The sequence below is a fragment of the Roseovarius gahaiensis genome (genome assembly GCF_011601345.1).
Lineage (GTDB): Bacteria > Pseudomonadota > Alphaproteobacteria > Rhodobacterales > Rhodobacteraceae > Roseovarius > Roseovarius gahaiensis.
In genome coordinates this window covers 18,813-36,254 of sequence record NZ_JAAORB010000012.1, presented here as the reverse complement: position 1 = coordinate 36,254, position 17,442 = coordinate 18,813, and the positions used below count along the sequence as shown (strand labels likewise).

At 60.7% G+C, this 17,442-nt stretch carries 17 protein-coding genes; 8 read left to right on the top strand and 9 right to left on the bottom strand.

Translation table 11 applies throughout. The features are described from left to right. Positions 1–3: 3 nt before the first annotated feature. The 4 genes from odhB (at position 4) to lpdA (ending at position 4,129) form a co-directional block, all read left to right on the top strand. The gene (gene odhB / locus HAT86_RS08395; RefSeq protein WP_167195765.1) at positions 4–1,554 is read left to right on the top strand and encodes a 2-oxoglutarate dehydrogenase complex dihydrolipoyllysine-residue succinyltransferase; all 1,551 of its coding nucleotides are present in this window, start codon (positions 4–6) and stop codon (positions 1,552–1,554) included. 61 nt (positions 1,555–1,615) lie between these two features. After that, a complete protein-coding gene (locus tag HAT86_RS08390) occupies positions 1,616–1,951 on the top strand; it encodes a hypothetical protein (RefSeq protein ID WP_167195762.1) in 336 nt (111 codons plus the stop codon). A 303-nt stretch (positions 1,952–2,254) separates the two neighbouring features. Next, a complete protein-coding gene (locus tag HAT86_RS08385) occupies positions 2,255–2,650 on the top strand; it encodes an MAPEG family protein (protein ID WP_167195759.1) in 396 nt (131 codons plus the stop codon). Positions 2,651–2,740: 90 nt separating this feature from the next. Next, entirely contained in the window at positions 2,741–4,129 is a 1,389-nt protein-coding gene (lpdA, locus tag HAT86_RS08380; protein WP_167195756.1) for a dihydrolipoyl dehydrogenase, read from the top strand. A gap of 90 nt (positions 4,130–4,219) precedes the next feature. Here lpdA and HAT86_RS08375 read toward each other — a convergent pair whose 3' ends face one another. From HAT86_RS08375 to HAT86_RS08360, 4 genes are read right to left on the bottom strand one after another with little or no spacing between them, the layout of a single operon-like run. Next, complete coding sequence (locus HAT86_RS08375; RefSeq protein ID WP_167195753.1) at positions 4,220–4,834, bottom strand: pyridoxamine 5'-phosphate oxidase family protein; 615 nt, start codon at positions 4,832–4,834, stop codon at positions 4,220–4,222. After that, entirely contained in the window at positions 4,818–5,552 is a 735-nt protein-coding gene (locus HAT86_RS08370) for a lysophospholipid acyltransferase family protein (RefSeq protein WP_167195750.1), read from the bottom strand. Before HAT86_RS08370 ends, HAT86_RS08375 begins: the two co-directional genes overlap by 17 nt. Then, entirely contained in the window at positions 5,549–6,454 is a 906-nt protein-coding gene (locus tag HAT86_RS08365; protein ID WP_167195747.1) for a cell division protein FtsX, read from the bottom strand. Before HAT86_RS08365 ends, HAT86_RS08370 begins: the two co-directional genes overlap by 4 nt. Further along, positions 6,451–7,128 carry a cell division ATP-binding protein FtsE gene (locus HAT86_RS08360; RefSeq protein ID WP_167195744.1) on the bottom strand — a complete coding sequence of 226 codons (678 nt, stop codon included), beginning with the start codon at positions 7,126–7,128 and terminating at the stop codon, positions 6,451–6,453. Before HAT86_RS08360 ends, HAT86_RS08365 begins: the two co-directional genes overlap by 4 nt. Before the next feature lie 166 nt (positions 7,129–7,294). Between HAT86_RS08360 and HAT86_RS08355 the strand changes: the two genes are divergently transcribed. After that, complete coding sequence (locus HAT86_RS08355) at positions 7,295–8,260, top strand: zinc-ribbon domain-containing protein (protein WP_167195741.1); 966 nt, start codon at positions 7,295–7,297, stop codon at positions 8,258–8,260. Between the two features lie 42 nt (positions 8,261–8,302). Here HAT86_RS08355 and HAT86_RS08350 read toward each other — a convergent pair whose 3' ends face one another. From HAT86_RS08350 to argH, 5 genes are all read right to left on the bottom strand, one after another. Next, positions 8,303–10,936, bottom strand: a complete 2,634-nt coding sequence (locus HAT86_RS08350) for a TIGR02302 family protein (RefSeq protein WP_167195738.1) — start codon at positions 10,934–10,936, stop codon at positions 8,303–8,305. A gap of 38 nt (positions 10,937–10,974) precedes the next feature. Next, on the bottom strand, positions 10,975–12,240 hold the full coding sequence (gene lysA / locus HAT86_RS08345) for a diaminopimelate decarboxylase (RefSeq protein WP_167195735.1): 1,266 nt from the start codon (positions 12,238–12,240) through the stop codon (positions 10,975–10,977). A gap of 95 nt (positions 12,241–12,335) precedes the next feature. Continuing rightward, positions 12,336–12,656, bottom strand: coding sequence for a DUF2834 domain-containing protein (locus tag HAT86_RS08340; RefSeq protein ID WP_167195732.1), 321 nt, complete (start codon positions 12,654–12,656; stop codon positions 12,336–12,338). Continuing rightward, positions 12,653–12,832: a hypothetical protein gene (locus HAT86_RS08335; protein WP_167195729.1), complete on the bottom strand. Its 180-nt coding sequence runs from the start codon at positions 12,830–12,832 to the stop codon at positions 12,653–12,655. Before HAT86_RS08335 ends, HAT86_RS08340 begins: the two co-directional genes overlap by 4 nt. Further along, entirely contained in the window at positions 12,829–14,220 is a 1,392-nt protein-coding gene (gene argH, locus HAT86_RS08330; RefSeq protein ID WP_167195726.1) for an argininosuccinate lyase, read from the bottom strand. The genes HAT86_RS08335 and argH overlap by 4 nt, the downstream gene beginning before the upstream one ends. A gap of 26 nt (positions 14,221–14,246) precedes the next feature. Here argH and HAT86_RS08325 point away from each other — a divergent pair, with 26 nt between their 5' ends. From HAT86_RS08325 to HAT86_RS08315, 3 genes are all read left to right on the top strand, one after another. Continuing rightward, positions 14,247–14,813 (top strand): TlpA family protein disulfide reductase, encoded by a 567-nt coding sequence (locus HAT86_RS08325; protein ID WP_167195723.1) that lies wholly within the window; start codon positions 14,247–14,249, stop codon positions 14,811–14,813. Between the two features lie 104 nt (positions 14,814–14,917). Continuing rightward, positions 14,918–15,796 carry a tRNA 2-thiocytidine(32) synthetase TtcA gene (ttcA, locus tag HAT86_RS08320; protein ID WP_167195720.1) on the top strand — a complete coding sequence of 293 codons (879 nt, stop codon included), beginning with the start codon at positions 14,918–14,920 and terminating at the stop codon, positions 15,794–15,796. A gap of 56 nt (positions 15,797–15,852) precedes the next feature. Next, entirely contained in the window at positions 15,853–17,382 is a 1,530-nt protein-coding gene (locus HAT86_RS08315; RefSeq protein WP_167195717.1) for a putative bifunctional diguanylate cyclase/phosphodiesterase, read from the top strand. The last annotated feature ends 60 nt before the right edge of the window (positions 17,383–17,442 follow it).

Sequence of the window (17,442 nt, the reverse complement as noted above, 5' to 3'; positions counted from 1 at the left end):
CGCATGTCTACCGAAGTTCGCGTCCCCACGCTCGGCGAATCCGTGACCGAGGCCACCGTCGCCACTTGGTTCAAGAAACCCGGCGATCCCGTCGCCGCCGACGAAATGCTGTGTGAGCTGGAAACCGACAAAGTCACCGTCGAAGTGCCCTCACCCGCCGCAGGCACCCTTGGCGAAATCGTCGCCGGTGAAGGCGAAACCGTAGGCGTCGACGCCCTGTTGGCGACGATTTCCGAAGGCGCAGGTGCCAAATCGGACGATGCCGATGACAGCGCCGAACAAGACAAGACCCAACCCGCCGCGTCGGAAAGCAACGGCGACAAAGGCAATGTCGATGTGATGGTGCCCACGCTTGGCGAAAGCGTCTCCGAGGCCACGGTCTCTACTTGGTTCAAAAAGGTTGGCGACAGCGTCTCTCAGGACGAAATGCTGTGTGAGCTGGAAACCGACAAAGTCTCGGTCGAAGTCCCCTCGCCCGCCGCTGGCACGATCTGCGATATCCTTGCTCAGGAAGGCGATACCGTGCAGGCAGGTGGCAAGATCGCCGTGCTCTCGGGCTCGGCGGATGGCACGATCACGCCCGACAAACGCCCCGAGCCCGCCGATGACGACAGCGCCCCCGAAGGCGGCAAGGAAACTCAAAGCGCACAGGGTGGCGACATCGAACACGCCCCATCGGCCAAAAAGGCAATGGCTGAAAAAGGCCTCTCTGCCGATCAGGTCCAAGGCTCGGGTCGCGATGGCCGGATCATGAAAGAAGACGTGGCCAAGGCTGCCTCGGCCGCTACATCCGCCCCCGCCGCATCGGCCCAACCGGCACAAGCCCCCCGTGCCCCGGTCAGCGCAGATGACGCCGCGCGCGAGGAACGGGTCAAGATGACCCGCCTACGCCAGACCATCGCCAAGCGCCTCAAAGACAGCCAAAACACCGCCGCCATGCTCACCACCTATAACGAGGTGGACATGACCGAGGTGATGGCGCTCCGCAATGAATACAAAGACGAGTTTCTCAAGAAACACGGCGTCAAGCTGGGCTTCATGTCCTTCTTCACCAAGGCCTGCTGCCACGCCTTGAAAGAAGTCCCCGAGGTCAACGCCGAAATCGACGGCACCGATATCGTCTACAAGAACTTCGTGCATATGGGCATCGCCGCTGGCACCCCCACCGGCCTCGTGGTGCCGGTGATCCGCGACACCGACGCGATGTCATTCGCCGCGATCGAAAAAGCCATTGCCGAAAAAGGCGCGCGGGCGCGTGACGGGAAACTGTCGATGGCCGAAATGCAGGGCGGCACGTTCACCATCTCCAACGGTGGCGTCTACGGCTCGCTGATGTCCTCGCCCATCCTCAACCCGCCGCAATCGGGGATTCTGGGGATGCACAAGATCCAGCAACGCCCGATGGTGGTGAACGGCGAGATCAAGGCCCGCCCGATGATGTATTTGGCCCTTTCCTACGATCACCGCATCGTCGACGGCAAAGGCGCGGTCACCTTCCTCGTCCGGGTGAAAGAGGCGCTGGAAGATCCGCGGCGGTTGTTGATGGATTTGTAACGGGAATAGTGGGTTTCAAACCCACCACCTGTGGGGACCGTTTTCAAAGGAGTTTAAAGATATGCGCACAACGATAATTGGCTTGGCGCTCCTTGTCCTGTCTGCTTGCAATCCAACGACAGCCGCACTTGTAAGCGGACAACCCAATGCAGCACTGGACTTGGCTGCCGGAAGTGGAGCGGTGCAAAGAGATCAAAACGGCCAAGTGACTTTTCGCTATGTTTTTGCTGAGAACCACCTGAATGGGTTGGTCGAACCTGATCTTCAAGAAGAGACACGGCTAAATTTTATTGGGCAATTCGTCGCTGAAAGAAATATTTGCCCCACGGGCTGGAAGATTGATAACAAGTCAGACGTATCAAACAGTCTATTGTACGAGGGCTCTTGCAGAGGCTAAGTCCATGACATCTGGTGTTGCCTTTCAAGCGGCTCCCGCACCAGTGACGAGACTACAGTGGCCTTGGTCATGAGTTTCGGGCCGATCAGGAAAATCGGTCAACGGCTACGTAATTGGTGGCAGGGCGAGTTTATAGGTGAGAAGTATGAGGGACTATTCTTCATTGGTTTCGAGAGACATTGGGCCGCGCGGGCAGCACGCAGGGTTTGGCAATTCTGGAAAGAAGAATGGGAATGGATTGTTGGTACACTTCTAGCGATAGCCGCTTTATTCGTCGCACTATGAAGAAATGAGCATCGTCAAATGACCCCCGAACTCACCGCCCTCACCCTCGCCGCCCTGCTACAGGTCGTTCAATACGTCCTCTACGCCGTGCCCGCGAACCTCGAACTTGGGCCGGGCTACACCATGTCCGCGCGTGATCGCGAGCCTTCAAAGCAAATGTCCGAACGCACAGCCCGCCTTGGCCGTGCGCTCAACAATCACTTCGAGGGGCTGATCCTCTTCAGCATCGCCTGCGTGGTCCTCACGCTTGCCGAAAAATCTAGCCCCCTCACCGCCGCGCTCGCCTTCACCTATCTCGGCGCGCGCGTCCTCTACATCCCCGCCTACGCCTTCGGCTGGCGTCCAGGCCGCTCGTTGATCTGGGCTGTGGGCTTTCTGGCCACCACGCTTATGCTTCTGGTGGCCCTGCTATGATCTTCATTGTTCCAAAAATACTCCGGGGGAGTCGCCCATCGGGCGACGGGGGCAGTGCCCCCAAACCCGCTCAACCGAAAGGATACCCTTATGGCAAATTATGACGTCATCGTCATCGGCTCCGGTCCCGGAGGCTATGTCGCCGCCATCCGCTGCGCGCAGCTTGGCCTGAAAACCGCCTGCGTCGAAGGCCGCGACACATTGGGTGGCACCTGCCTCAACGTCGGCTGTATCCCATCCAAGGCTCTGCTGCATGCCAGCCACCAGTTGCACGAGGCCGAGCATAATTTCGCCAAGATGGGCCTCAAGGGAAAATCACCGTCCGTCGACTGGAAACAGATGCTGGCCTACAAGGATGATGTCATCGGCCAGAACACCAAGGGCATTGAATTCCTGTTCAAAAAGAACAAGATCGACTGGCTCAAAGGCTGGGGCACGATCCCCGAAAAGGGCAGGGTCAAGGTCGGTGACGATGTTCACGAAGCCAAGAACATCATCATCGCCACCGGCTCTGACTCCTCGTCTCTGCCCGGCGTCGAGGTGGATGAGAAAACCGTTGTCACCTCCACCGGGGCGCTGGAACTGTCCAAAATCCCCAAAAAAATGGTAGTGATCGGCGCAGGCGTGATCGGACTCGAACTCGGCTCGGTCTATTCCCGTCTCGGAACCGAGGTCACGGTCGTTGAATTCCTCGATCACATCACCCCCGGCATGGATGGTGAGGTGCAAAAGCAATTCCAGAAACTGCTGAAAAAGCAGGGGCTTGAATTTGTGATGGGCGCGGCCGTGCAATCTGTCGAGACGATGAAAACCAAGGCCAAAGTGCATTACAAACTGCGCAAAGACGACAGTGAACACACGCTTGACGCCGATACCGTGCTGGTCGCCACGGGCCGCAAACCCTTCACCGATGGCCTTGGCCTCGACGCGCTTGGCGTCAAGATGTCCGAACGTGGCCAGATCGAAACCGATGATCAATGGCGCACCAATGTCGAAGGCCTCTATGCCATCGGCGATGCCATCGCCGGCCCGATGCTGGCCCACAAGGCCGAGGATGAAGGCATGGCCGCCGCCGAAGTGATTGCCGGCAAACATGGTCATGTGAACTATGGCGTCATTCCCGGCGTGATCTACACCCACCCCGAGGTCGCCAGCGTCGGCCAGACCGAGGAAGAGCTCAAAGACGCCGACCGCGCCTACAAAGTCGGCAAGTTTTCCTTCATGGGCAATGGTCGGGCCAAGGCCAACTTTGCCGCAGATGGGTTTGTCAAAATCCTTGCCGACAAGGACACCGACAGGATCCTTGGTGCGCATATCATTGGCCCGATGGCCGGTGACCTGATCCATGAAATCTGTGTGGCGATGGAGTTTGGCGCGTCAGCCGAGGATCTGGCCCTCACCTGTCACGCCCACCCAACCTATTCCGAAGCGGTGCGCGAGGCGGCCTTGGCCTGCGGTGACGGCGCAATCCACGCCTGATCAGCGTAGCACCGCGAGGCGCGTACGCCAGAGCGCGACGAGCACCGCAATCAAACCGGAAAGGCGGGCCAATCGGGCCGCCTTTTCAACTTACCACAGCGTCTTGATCGCCCGGTCCATCCACGCCGTATCGTAATCGCTGCCGCCTTCCTCGCCGCGCGTCTGTTCGGCCAATATCTCGCCCATCGTCGGCAGGCCCTTGCTGTCGTCGCGCTCCCACAGGCCCGATCGCATCGTGGCGCGGGCGCATTGGGCGTAAACCTCGCCGATCTTGATCACGATCACAGTGGTCGGTCGTTTGCCTTGGCGATTGAACATGGCGCGCACTTGCTCATCCGCCGTTACCCGCGCTTGCCCGTTGATCCGGACAACTGTGTCCGATCCTGACACCATGAACAGCAGCGAAATCCGCCCATCACTGACGATGTTGCGCAGCGTATCCAGCCGGTTATTGCCACGCCAATCGGGCAGGGCCAGCGTTTGCGGGTCCAGTTCGGTCACCACCGGCCCATCCTCGCCGCGCGGGCTGCCATCGGTGCCAGCGGGGCCGACAGTGGACAGGATGCAATACCGCGATTTGGCGATCCACTTGCGATAAAGCGGGGTCAGGCGCGTCGCGACTTTGCGCACACTCGCCACGCTCGGGGCCGGATAAAGCGCTTCAAGATCGGCAATCTCGCGGATATAGTCAACTTTCGGGGTCAAATCCCGCCTCCTGCATCAGTGCGGTCGAGGCGGTTTCCACCTTAGCTTCCAACTCGCGCATGAACTGCCGTCGGTCCTGCCCCGCCGGGATGCGCGGCAAAAACTCGACAATCGCCGTGCCGGGTTTACGCATGATGCCTTTGCGCGGCCAAAACAAGCCCACATTGGCCGCGACTGGCACGCAATCTTGGCCCAGTTCGTCATACAGCACACCCGTGCCCACCTTGTAGGGCGCCTTGACGCCGGGTGCGATGCGGGTGCCCTGCGGGTAGATGATCAACTGTCCCGGCTCCTGTCGGCCCTTACCCACGTCCGAAACCATCTTTTTGATCGCCAGACTGCGCTTGCCCCGGTCCACCGGGACACAGCCAATTTTCAGCGCGTATTGCCCGATCACCGGCGCCCACATCAATTCACGCTTCATGATGAACTTGCCCGCAGGCACCGCGCCGAAAATCAGCACGATATCCAGAAACGATTGATGCTTGGCCGCGATCAAAACCTCGTCGGTGGGCGGCGTGCCGCGCACTTCGGTGTGCAATCCAACCATCCAGCCCGCGGTCCAGCGCACCCAACGGCACCATGAATGGCAGGCCGCCTGCGCGCCCCGGCGACTGACCACTGCCCAAGGGAAAAACAAGATCCCTATGATCCCCATCATCGCATAGATGTTGATCACAAAGATCAGCGAACGCACCCACTGCACGGCGTGGCTCATGGCATGTCCTTCAAGGTCTTGATGGCCGCCGCGCGGGTTGCGGCAAAGGCCACTGTCGCCGCAAGGGGCGGGATCAGCAGCGGCCAGACCCAATGCCAGCCCTGAAAACCAAGCCCGGTCAGAAATCCACCTTCGGCCTGTGCAGATGGCAACAGCAGGATCGCCGCACAGCCCAGCACCATACCAACGGCAGCACCGGTCAGCGCCCGCAAGGTAAAGCGGCGCACAAAGGCCCGCGCAATATAGGCGTCGCGCGCTCCCACCAGCCGCAGAACGCTGATCACCTGCGCATTCGCTGCCAGTGCGGCATTGGCCGCCAGCGTGATCATCGCCGCCGTCGCAGCACCGATCAGCGACAGTGACACCCATCCCAACAGCCGCAACCGTCCGGCCGCATCGGTCAGCGGGCGGCGCCAGCGTGTGTGATCGTCCAGCACAGCGCCCGGCACCTCGGCAGACAGGCGCAGCCGCAAGCCCTGTGGATCAAACCCTTCGGCATCTTCGATCACCTCGATCAACTGCGGAATGGGCAAGGTCTCAACTGGCAGATCGGGGCCGAACCACGGCTCAAGCAGGGCGCGCTGTTCGTCCGTGTTCAGCGCGCGTGCCTCGGCGACACCGCGTGTGCTGTTCAGCAGTTTCAAGGCGGCATCGGTCTGTGCCGCCAACTGTCCCTCGGGCGCTGAAATGCGCACGGTCGAACTGCGCGCCAATTCGTCCCCCCAACGGTCGGCCAATCGCCCGGTGGCCAGCGACAGCGCCAGTGCGAACACTGCCAGAAACGCCATTGCGGCCGCGCTGAACAAGGTCAGTTGCGCGGTGAACCCAGTGGGCGGCACAACCCGATCGGCCTGCGCATCGCCGACCACCAACTCCCCTAGTCTGGCCAGATTAGGCGTCACAGATCGGCCCCCGCGAAATGGAGCCGCCGGTTGGAAATCCGCAGCACACGGGCCTGAACATGCGCCTTGGCGGCGCGGATCAGGGCAAGGTCATGGGTGGCGATCATGATGGTTTTTCCCATGCGGTTCAACTCGACCAGAAGGCGCAGGAGGCGTTGCGACATGTCCCAATCCACATTGCCCGTAGGCTCATCGGCCAAGACGACATCGGGCGACATGATGATCGCGCGGGCCAGCGCCGCACGCTGACGTTCGCCCCCAGACAATTCCGGCGGGCGGGCCCCGGCGCGGGACTTGAGCCCCACCCAAGTCGTCAGTTCCTTCAAATTCGCGCCTTCAGTTAGCAAATCGCGGCCCGAAACCATCAAAGGCAGGGCAATATTGTCGGACACGCTTAGGTGATCCAGAAACTGGCAATCTTGATGCACAACGCCGATGCGGCGCCGGGTCATCGCGATGTCGTCGCGGTCCATCCCGCGCACATCCGTCCCGAACAGCCGCACATCCCCCGCTGTCGGCAACAAAGCCCCATAGAACAGCTTGAGCAGAGTGGTCTTGCCCGCACCCGACGGGCCGGTCAGAAAATGGAACGATCCGGGCTGAAGCTGCAGCGACACATCGCTCAGCAGCTCACCCCCACCGTAACTGTAGGCTACGTTATCCAGCTCGATCAAACCCGTTCCCTCATGCACATGATGCTGGCCTTAAATGCCTTACGGAACACAGTTGTGCAATGATTACAGGCCCGATTTGCTTTGCCCTTTCGCAACAGAACGTTACCGCCTATTGTACCAACACGAGGAAACAGGCGGATACCGCTGGCAGGCGACAGGTGGCAACATGAGGCTGACTTGCCCAAATTGCGGGGCGCAATACGAAGTGCCCGACGAAGTGATCCCGGAAACCGGGCGTGATGTGCAGTGCTCCAATTGCGGTGACACGTGGTTTCAGCATCATCCCGATCATCTAGCGTCCAAGGACGAACCATCGCCGGACACCGCCGAACACCCCAAAGGTGACACCAGCGCAAGTGGTCAGGACTATGACGCAGACGCAGACGCAGATTATGATGTCATCCCCGAAGGCCAAGACGATCAAAACGGTCACCCGGCGGAAACCGACGACAGCCATACATCGTCCGAGGATGGGCCAGACATCTCGGACGACCACGGGGACGAAGACGACCAAAACGAAACCACACCCACCGAAGGCACACAGCGCCGCGAGCTTGACCCAGCCATTCGTGATCTTTTGCGCGAAGAGGCAGAACGCGAACAAAAGGCCCGCGCGGCGGATAGCGGCAGTCTAGAGACCCAGACCGAAATGGGCCTTGAAGATAGCGGCGAAGATCAACGCACCCGCGAAGCCCGCGAACGCATGGCGCGACTGCGCGGCCTAGACGCCGAGGAAACGCCTCCAAGCGATCCGCAGCCGTCGGATACAGGCCCCCAAGATCCAGCCCAAGAAGACGACAGCCGCGCTGATATAGACCCAGAGTCGCGTCGCAACTTGTTGCCGGATATCGACGAAATCAATTCCTCGCTCGACTCTGATCCAACCCCTCGGCCGGAAGCCGCCGTCGCACGCGATGCTGTCTTACAAACCGCACCAAGAAAATCCGGCGGGTTTCGACGTGGTTTTGTTCTGACGGTCCTTTTGTTCGCGGCTTTGACGCTGATTTACGTGTTTGCCCCACAGATTGCAGGACTGCACCCCACGCTTGAAGCTCCGATGGTAAGCTATGTGACCACCATAGACAGCCTGCGCAGCCTGCTGAATGACGCGGTCGCGTCTTTCATGGAGTAAAACGGAAAAACCCAATAGGGCCGCGCAAGGCGGTTTTCAGGCTCAGAACCGATCCAGAAGTCTTTTGAGATAATCCAGTTCGATGTCAGGCCGCTCGCCATCCCCTGACCGGCGGCGGATTTCATCAAGCAGTTCGCGTGCGCGGCGATAGATATCTTCGCCTTGCAACAGCGAATCCTGGGTGCCCACCTGATTGCCATCGCCCGAACGGCGACCCAACGGGTCGGATTGCTGCTGACCCGGCTGGCCGCGCGCCTGCCCCTGTCCGCCTTGTTGTTCGCGGTTGGATTCGGCCATGGCCTCGCCCAGATTGCGCATCCCGTCGCGCAGCGCTTCCATCGCCTCTGACTGGCGATCCAAGGCTTCCGGCAGGTCATCGCCGCGCAGTGCCTCTTCCGCCCCTTCCATCGCCCGTTCGGCCTGTTCCAGCGCCTCGCGCGCGGCATCGCCTGCTTCGGTGCCACCACCGGGCAGACCGCCGCGCTGGCGCTCCAACTCGCGGCGCAAGGCCTCTTGACGGTCGGCCAGATCACCGCCCGCACCATTCCCGCGCTCGGCTTGCTCTTGTCCGGGTTGGCCGCCTTGTTCGCCCGGCTGGCCGGGTTGTCCGCCCTGTCCTTGGCCCTGCTGGCCTTGTTGCTCATGGCCTTGGCCACGACCCTGCCCGCCGTTGCGGCCTTCGTTGCCCTGCCGCTCACCGGTTTGGGCGTCGGGGTTGAACTGTTCTTGCAGATCGCGGAATGCCTCATCCGACAGGCCCTGCTGATCTCGCAGGGTCTCGGCCAGACCTTCCATCGCTTGCTGGCCAGGGTTCTGGCCCTGCTGACCGCCTTGGCCTTCGGTGACGCGCATGTTTTCCATCATCTGCTGGAACTCTTCCAAGGCTTGCTCGGCCTCGGCCATGCGCCCCTGTTCCATCAACTCTTGGATGCGATCCATCATGTCCTGCAAATCCTGCTGGGTCATGCGCATCATGTCCTGATCCATCTCACCTTGCTGAGGATCGCCGCCCTCTTGCTGCTCGCGCTGCGCCTGTTGCATTTTCTGGCGCATGTAATCATCCGTCGCCTGACGCAACTCTTGCATCAGGCGGTCGATTTCCTCCTGACTGGCACCATTTTTCATGGCTTCACTCAGCCGTTCTTGGGCCGCGCGCATCCGCTCCAGCGCGTCACCGATATCGCCTTCTTCCAGCGTCAGCGCCAGATCCCACAAGGCCTGGGCGATCTGATCCCGCGCCGGATCATCGAAACTGTCCGTCTGCACCAAGGTTTCCAGCCGCCGCAGGATGACTCGCAGTTTCAGGTAGTCCGCTTCACGCCGAAACAATCCGTCCTCCGGCTTGTAAGACACCGCGCGCAGCACTTGTGTGACCCGCGTGGCATTGTCCTTGGACCATAGCAAATCGCGCCGCTGCTCGATCACCGCCGCCGCCAGCGGATCGAAAAACCGCCGGGCCGGCAAGGCCATAGCGCGCGGGGCAGTTTGGCCCGTGTTGCCAGCGGCATCTTCGACCTCCACCTGCAACGTCACCGGCAAATGCGCCCATGGATGCTGTGACAGGTTTTCAATCAGGGCCTCGGTGAAATCGGCCCGGTCGCCGGTGATGGGCATCGGAAGATCCAACTCGATCGGGCTGTGCGGCTCGGGCGCGGTCGCCAATCCGTAACGGCGGTCAACGGCGTCCATATCCAGTCGGAACGTGGCCGTGCCAGCCGTCACACCATAATCGTCGGTGGCGCGGAAAGGCTGGCTCATCTGACCGTCAAAGGTGGTTTCGCGCCCGTCTTCCAAAAGCTCAACGCTTGGCGGCAGATCATCCTGTGCCGTGATGTCCCAGCTTTGTCCGCCGGGGCCGTTGATCTGTAAAACACCAGACTGCGCCACATCAAAACTTTGCTCAGGGTCCGTCACCGCGCCGACATCTTCCGTGCGACCCGATATCGTTTCCGCCACGCTTAGCGCCCCAACCTCGCCGTACAGACGTAGGGTCACGCTGCTGCCTTCGGGCACGTCAATCTGATCAGACTGATCGTTCAGATAGAGGCTGGGCAATCCGGTATATGCGGGCGGTTCGACCCAGCCTTCCCATGTCGGGCCACCGGCCAGCGCTGCACTGCCACCGGGGCGCAGGTCACCAACGGATCCAACCCGCCAGACCGACCCGAAAAGCAGCGCCACGATCAGCCCCAAAAGCGCGATGTAGCGCAGGCCAAACGGATCACGGCGCGCCAGCTTCAAATCCGGCTGCACGGCCTGCGCCTGCGCGGCGCGCTCGGCCATCCGGGCCTGATGCGCCCGCCACAGGGCCTCTGACGCGGGATCGCCCCCACCAATCGCCTGCGCGTCGCGCAATGCCGTCAGCGGATGCCCCGGCAGGCTGCTATCCAGCCGCGCAACCGCAACCTCGCGTCGGGGCCACCGAAAGGCGCGCGCGCCAAGATAGCCAAAAACAACGCCCCCCAGAAACGCCGCAACGGTCAGCGTCCAGACCACCTCAAGCCGCAAAAGATCGTGCAGGCCAAGAATAAGGGCCGCAGCACACAGCGCGATCAAAGACCACAGAGGCCAGAACGCGCGCACCACACGCTCGGCAATCAGCCCTGCCCAAGTCAGGGTCAGGGGGCGTCTAAGCCGGGCCAGAACCGGTGTCAGAGGGGTTGTTTGCCGTGGCATGGTCCGCTCCATTCACATGGCCGGACACACCATTTGCGTCACAGCCACTCGGGAATGGTATCGCGATTTATGATCTCGTCAAAGGTAGGACGCTGCCGAATAACGGCGAATTGATGCCCATGCACCAAAACTTCGGGGATCAGCGGGCGCGTATTATACTCGCTCGACATCACCGCGCCATAGGCCCCGGCACTGCGAAACGCCACCAGATCGCCTTCGGCCAGCTCGGGCATCATCCGGCCCTTGGCAAAGGTATCGCCCGATTCGCAGACCGGGCCGACAATATCATAAGGCGCCTGCTCGGCCGCCGGTGCGGGTTGGGTCAGCGGGACAATATCGTGATGCGCATCATACATCGCCGGTCGGATCAAGTCATTCATCGCCGCATCAAGGATCAGAAAATCACGTCCTTCACCGGACTTCACGTAAACGACACGGCTGACCAGAATACCGGCATTGCCGACCACCAGACGCCCCGGCTCGATCTCGATCTCGCAGCCAAGATGGCCCAGTGTGTCCTTGATCAACTGACCGTAATCCGTCGGCAGCGGCGGTGCCTCGTTCGAGCGGGTGTAGGGAATGCCCAAACCGCCACCCAGATCCAGCCGCCGGATGTCGTGGCCTTCGGCGCGCAGCGCTTCGGTCAACTCAGCCACCTTTTCATAGGCCAGCCGGAACGGCTCCAACTCGGTCAACTGGCTGCCGATATGCACATCTATACCAACCACATCCAGCCCCGGCATGGCCGCAGCTTCGGCATATACCTCTTTGGCCCGCGTGATCGGAATGCCGAACTTGTTTTCGCTCTTGCCAGTGGCAATCTTGGCATGGGTCTTGGCGTCGACATCGGGGTTCACGCGCACGGCGATCGGGGCCTTCACGCCCAATTCCAGCGCCACCGCATTCAACGCGGCCATTTCCGGCTCGCTTTCGACGTTGAATTGCCGAATCCCGCCTTCCAGCGCCACGCGCATTTCATCACGGGTCTTGCCGACGCCGGAAAACACGATGCGCTCTCCGGGTACGCCAGCCGCCTTGGCACGCGCATATTCCCCCCCCGAGACCACATCCATCCCCGCGCCCAGACCGGCCAGCGTTTTGAGGATCGCCTGATTGCTGGCGGCCTTCATCGCGTAGCACACCAGATGCTCGGTGCCCTCCAGCGCCTCGTCAAACAGGCGGAAATGGCGCGTCAGCGTGGCGCTGGAATAACAATAAAACGGTGTGCCCACCTGTGCGGCAATCTCGGCCACCGGCACATCCTCGGCATAAAGTTGCCCGTCGCGATAAAGAAAATGGTCCATGGCCCGCGCCCTTCCTGTTCAGCCCGCCTCTTACCACCGCGCACGGCGGTTGCAATCACAGGCGTCACGGCCCCGCTTCATTGTTCCAAAAATACTCACATCCCGTCCCGTGCCACACGCCCTGACCGCAGGAACAGATAGAGCGGCAAGCCACAACTGACCCCGATGCAGAACGTGGCCGGAATAGCGATCAGGCCCAGCCACGCCCGCCGCGTGGCGCACTCCCACACGATCCATACGGTCAGCGCGACGGCGGCAATGGTCAGGTCCCACACCAAACCACTGGTCGCGGCATTCGTGTGCCACGCATCCACCATGCCCATCAGGTCAAACCCATGCTCGCGGAACCACGCGATGAACCAGCTCATCGGGTGGACCGCCCCCCAGATCGCCAGCGCCAGCCAAACGATCCTCATAGGCCGATGCCCAAGCCAAAGCTGACATTGCCACGCGTCAGGGTCGTTCCAACCGATCCCGTCACGCCGTTTGACCCGACACCAACATTGGCCTGCGCCTTGGGGCGGATAGGCTCGCCATCGGCCCCGCACCCGGCAAGCCCGGCCAACATCACAACCGCGAAAAGCCGTTTCATTTCAAAGCCTCCTTCCAGCGGGCGATCTGCGCGCGCACCTGTTCCGGCGCCGTGCCGCCATAGCTGGTGCGCGAGGCGACCGAATTATGCACCCCCAACACATCATAGACCGATGCGTCGATATCGCCATGCACAGCTTGCATGTCCTCAAGGTTCAATTCTGGCAGATCACAGCCTTTGCCCTCGGCCAGTGCCACCAGCGATCCGGTCACGTGATGCGCCTCGCGGAACGGCATCCCCAGAACACGCACCAGCCAATCGGCCAGATCGGTCGCCGTGGAAAAGCCCGAGCCGGCCGCCGCCTCAAGGTTCTCGCGGTGCGCGCTCATGTCGCGCACCATGCCCTCCATCGCGGCCAGTGCCAGCATCAGGTTGTCCGCCGCATCAAAGACCTGCTCCTTGTCTTCCTGCATGTCCTTGGAATAGGCCAACGGCAGGCCCTTCATCACCGTCATCAGCGCCACGTTCGCCCCGAATATCCGGCCAATCTTGGCGCGGATCAATTCAGCCGCATCGGGGTTCTTTTTCTGCGGCATGATGCTGGAGCCGGTCGAAAACCGGTCCGACAGCGCCACGAACCGAAACTGCGCCGACGACCAGATAACCAATTCCTCGGCCATGCGGCTCAGGTGCATGGCGCAAAGGCTGGCCGTGCTCAGGAATTCCAGCGCGAAATCCCGATCACTTACCGCATCCAGCGAATTGGCGGCGGGCCGGTCAAAGCCCAGCGCCTTTGCCGTCATCTCGCGATCAATCGGAAACGACGTGCCCGCCAGCGCCGCCGCCCCCAATGGGCATTCGTTCATCCGGGCCCGTGCATCGCGCACCCGGCTTAGGTCACGGCCGAACATTTCCACATAGGCCATCATGTGATGCCCCCATGTGACGGGCTGCGCGGTTTGCAGATGGGTAAAGCCGGGCATCACCCAATCGGCCCCGGCCTCGGCCTGCGTCAACAGCGCGTCGATCAAAGCCAGCAGGCCTTTTGCGGTGGCATCCAACTGGTCACGCACCCACAGTTTGAAATCGGTGGCCACCTGATCGTTGCGGCTGCGACCGGTGTGCAGACGGCCCGCGGCCTCACCGATGATTGCTTTCAGACGCGCCTCCACGTTCATGTGGATATCTTCCAGCGCGGTGGAAAATTCAAAACTTCCGCCCTCAATCTCTGACAAGACCGTGAGCAGCCCTTCCCTCATCGCCTCGGCATCACTATCACTTACGATACCTGTCGCCGCCAACATGGCGGCATGGGCACGCGACCCGGCGATATCCTGTGCCGCCATCCGCTTGTCGAACCCGATCGAGGCATTAATTGCCTCCATGATCGCGTCCGGCCCAGCGGCAAAGCGGCCGCCCCACATTTGGTTCGAGGTCGTGTCAGTCATATCTGTCTCAGCCCTTCGGAGGGAAAATGAAATTCATTCGCTATGGTCTCCTTTATATGGCGCTTGCTGTTGGTGCAAACGCCGCCTTGGCCGATACCGCAGCACTTGAAGCGCTGCGCGAAGGCGACATGAAAAAACTGAACTTCCACGACACGCCACAGGCCGTGTCTGCCACGCCCTTTGAACGGGTCGACGGCTCGACCGGCACGCTGGCCGATTTCAAAGGCAAGCATGTGGTGTTGAATTTCTGGGCCACATGGTGCGCGCCCTGCCGCAAGGAAATGCCTATGCTGTCCGAGCTTCAGACCGAGCTTGGCAGCGACACGTTCGAGGTTGTCACCCTTGCCACGGGCCGAAACCCACCGCCCGCGATGAAAAAATTCTTTGACGAGATTGGCGTTGATAACCTGCCATTGCATCGCGACCCTAAAAGTCAGATCGCCCGCGAAATGGGCGTGTTCGGCCTGCCGATCACGGTGATCCTTGACCCCGAAGGTCAGGAAATCGCCCGCATGCGCGGCGATGCGCATTGGAACTCAGACAGCGCCAAGGCGATTCTGACCGCGCTGATCGACGGACAGGCTGGGGGCTAATGCCCGCCTTGTGCCTTTGTTGCGCGGATAATCACATCAGGTGCCGCGCTTCATAGAACACGCGGGCCCTTGCCCGATTTGGGCAAACCGACTAAAGCCGCCCTATGTTGGACGACGCCCAAGATATCCATCCGCTTTTTGCCGGTGCCCCTTCGACCACCGAGTTCAAGAAGCTGCGCAAACGCATCGTGCGCCAGACGCGCGAGGCGATTGAGCATTTCGGCATGGTCGAAAAAGGCGATACGCCGCCCAAGTGGCTGGTTTGCCTGTCCGGTGGCAAGGATAGCTACACCCTGCTGGCCGTTCTCCATGAGTTGAAATGGCGCGGGCTTTTGCCTGTTGAGATTCTGGCCTGCAATCTGGATCAGGGGCAGCCGGGCTTCCCGGCGACTGTTCTGCCGGAGTTCCTTGAGAAAATGGGCGTTCCACACCGGATCGAATATCAAGACACCTATTCGGTCGTTGTTGACAAGGTGCCGCAGGGGCGCACGTTTTGCGCGCTGTGTTCCCGGCTGCGACGCGGCAATCTGTACCGTGTTGCCCGCGAAGAAGGCTGCTCGGCAGTGATTCTGGGGCACCACCGCGATGACATTCTTGAAACGTTTTTCATGAACCTTTTTCACGGTGGACGTCTGGCCACCATGCCGCCCAAGCTGTTGAATGAAGAGGGCGATCTTCACGTTTGCCGCCCGCTGGCCTTCGTGGCCGAGGCCGACTGCGAAAAATTCGCGAAATCTATGAATTACCCGATCATTCCCTGTGATCTGTGCGGGTCGCAAGACGGGTTGCAGCGCCAGCAGGTCAAACAGATTCTGGATGGGTGGGAGGCCAACTCTCCGGGTCGGCGGCAGGTCATGTTCCGCGCCCTGATGAACGCTCGCCCCTCGCATTTGCTTGATCCGAAACTTTTTGACTTTCAGGGGCTTGAGCGCGGATCGCTAAAAATTGACGGAAATCCCGAGGCACTGCCCAAGCTGCGTTAAGCCACTGTTGACCGGCCCGGCGCTAGGCTCACGACACATTTGTCGGAGCATGAAACATGCCACTGGGTAAACATAAATGGCGTCTCACGCGGGCCGCACGCCAAGCGATAGCCCGCGAAGGCATGATCGCCATTTCATTACTGACAGGGCTGGCATTTGCCAGCATCACCTTTGGTGCACAGACGGTTCTGTTGGGGCTCGTTTTTGGCCTGCCAACCAGCTTTTTGATCGTTCGCGTTCTGAAAATGCGTGCGCAGCCGCTGAACGTGGCACCTCATAACCGTGAACCGGTGCTGGCCGCACTCGATTCCGCGATTCGAACCGCCCGGCGCCGCTCGGCCAACACGGCGTGCATCATCCTGCAAATTGATAGCTTCAACGTCTTGTGCGACCAGTTTGGTCCATCCGCACCGGATGACATGACCCGCCACACCGTATCACGCCTGAAAAACAGTCTAAGGCGTGGCGACCAGGTTTTCGAACTGGACGCAGGGCGGTTTTGTCTTGTCTTGCGACCCTCCAAACGCCTGACCCAAGGGGCCGCCATGCGGCTGTGTGACCGGCTACGCACCGCGATGGAGGAACCTTTTTCAATGGGATCGGCAACCATGTGTCTGACCGTCTGTATCGGGCATTGCCTTGATTCGCAGTCCCTGCAATCCACGGGGCACGCTTTGATCAATGCAGCCGATCTTGCATTGGAGGAGGCGCGCAGACATGGCCCAGCGTCTTGCCGCGGGTACGCCCCGGACATGAAACGCCTTAGCGCCTGCCCACCGATTGCGGGCGATGACCTGACACGCGCGCTGGATCGCGGGGAATTTCAGGCGTGGTTCCAGCCACAAATCTCCACCGACACCGGCGCGCTAAGCGGCGTCGAGGCTTTGGCCCGGTGGCACCATCCAGAGCGGGGCATACTTGCACCAGCAGAATTCCTGCCGCTGATGGAACAAACCGGGCGGCTGGAAACCCTTGGCCACGAAATGTTGCGACAAAGCCTTGAGGCCCTGAAGACCTGGGATAAAAATGGCCTGTCGGTGCCCCGCATCGGCCTGAACCTGACGCCTTCGGAATTGCGGCAGCCAATCATAGCGGATCACATCGCATGGGAGCTTGACCGTCACGGCGTATCGCCTGACAGATTGGCAATTGAAGTGCTGGAAAACGTGGTCGCGCAATCGGCTGACGATACCGTAGTGCACAATATCAATACCTTGGCCAAACTCGGGTGCATGATTGACCTTGACGATTTCGGCACCGGGCATGCCTCATTGTCCTCGTTGCGGGGGCTTGCGGTTGGGCGACTCAAGATTGACCGGTCATTCGTGACCGGGATCGACGCAAACCGCGATCAGCAACGCATGGTATCGGCCATTCTGTCGATGTCCGAAACACTGGCGCTCGAAACCCTTGCCGAAGGTGTCGAAACAGCCGGAGAGCATGCGATGCTGGCGCAACTTGGCTGTGGATATGTTCAGGGGTTTGGAATCGGTCGTCCGATGCCGTCCGATCAAATTCCGCTGTGGATCAAGCGGCATAACACCCGGTTGGCACAGATTCCGGGCATCGTACATGGAACCGGGTAGGAAATGGTTCAATGGTGCTCAATACTGCCATTTCCCGGAATCCCCTTGACCTTTGGCCTC

Excerpts from the sequence above, each read along its gene's own strand:
- odhB (WP_167195765.1), top strand. The coding sequence starts at position 4 with ATGTCTACCGAAGTTCGCGTCCCCACGCTCGGCGAATCCGTGACCGAG.
- HAT86_RS08390 (WP_167195762.1), top strand. The coding sequence starts at position 1,616 with ATGCGCACAACGATAATTGGCTTGGCGCTCCTTGTCCTGTCTGCTTGC.
- HAT86_RS08385 (WP_167195759.1), top strand. The coding sequence starts at position 2,255 with ATGACCCCCGAACTCACCGCCCTCACCCTCGCCGCCCTGCTACAGGTC.
- lpdA (WP_167195756.1), top strand. The coding sequence starts at position 2,741 with ATGGCAAATTATGACGTCATCGTCATCGGCTCCGGTCCCGGAGGCTAT.
- HAT86_RS08370 (WP_167195750.1), bottom strand. The coding sequence starts at position 5,552 with ATGAGCCACGCCGTGCAGTGGGTGCGTTCGCTGATCTTTGTGATCAAC.
- HAT86_RS08355 (WP_167195741.1), top strand. The coding sequence starts at position 7,295 with ATGAGGCTGACTTGCCCAAATTGCGGGGCGCAATACGAAGTGCCCGAC.
- HAT86_RS08350 (WP_167195738.1), bottom strand. The coding sequence starts at position 10,936 with ATGCCACGGCAAACAACCCCTCTGACACCGGTTCTGGCCCGGCTTAGA.
- lysA (WP_167195735.1), bottom strand. The coding sequence starts at position 12,240 with ATGGACCATTTTCTTTATCGCGACGGGCAACTTTATGCCGAGGATGTG.
- HAT86_RS08340 (WP_167195732.1), bottom strand. The coding sequence starts at position 12,656 with ATGAGGATCGTTTGGCTGGCGCTGGCGATCTGGGGGGCGGTCCACCCG.
- HAT86_RS08335 (WP_167195729.1), bottom strand. The coding sequence starts at position 12,832 with ATGAAACGGCTTTTCGCGGTTGTGATGTTGGCCGGGCTTGCCGGGTGC.
- argH (WP_167195726.1), bottom strand. The coding sequence starts at position 14,220 with ATGACTGACACGACCTCGAACCAAATGTGGGGCGGCCGCTTTGCCGCT.
- HAT86_RS08325 (WP_167195723.1), top strand. The coding sequence starts at position 14,247 with ATGAAATTCATTCGCTATGGTCTCCTTTATATGGCGCTTGCTGTTGGT.
- ttcA (WP_167195720.1), top strand. The coding sequence starts at position 14,918 with ATGTTGGACGACGCCCAAGATATCCATCCGCTTTTTGCCGGTGCCCCT.
- HAT86_RS08315 (WP_167195717.1), top strand. The coding sequence starts at position 15,853 with ATGCCACTGGGTAAACATAAATGGCGTCTCACGCGGGCCGCACGCCAA.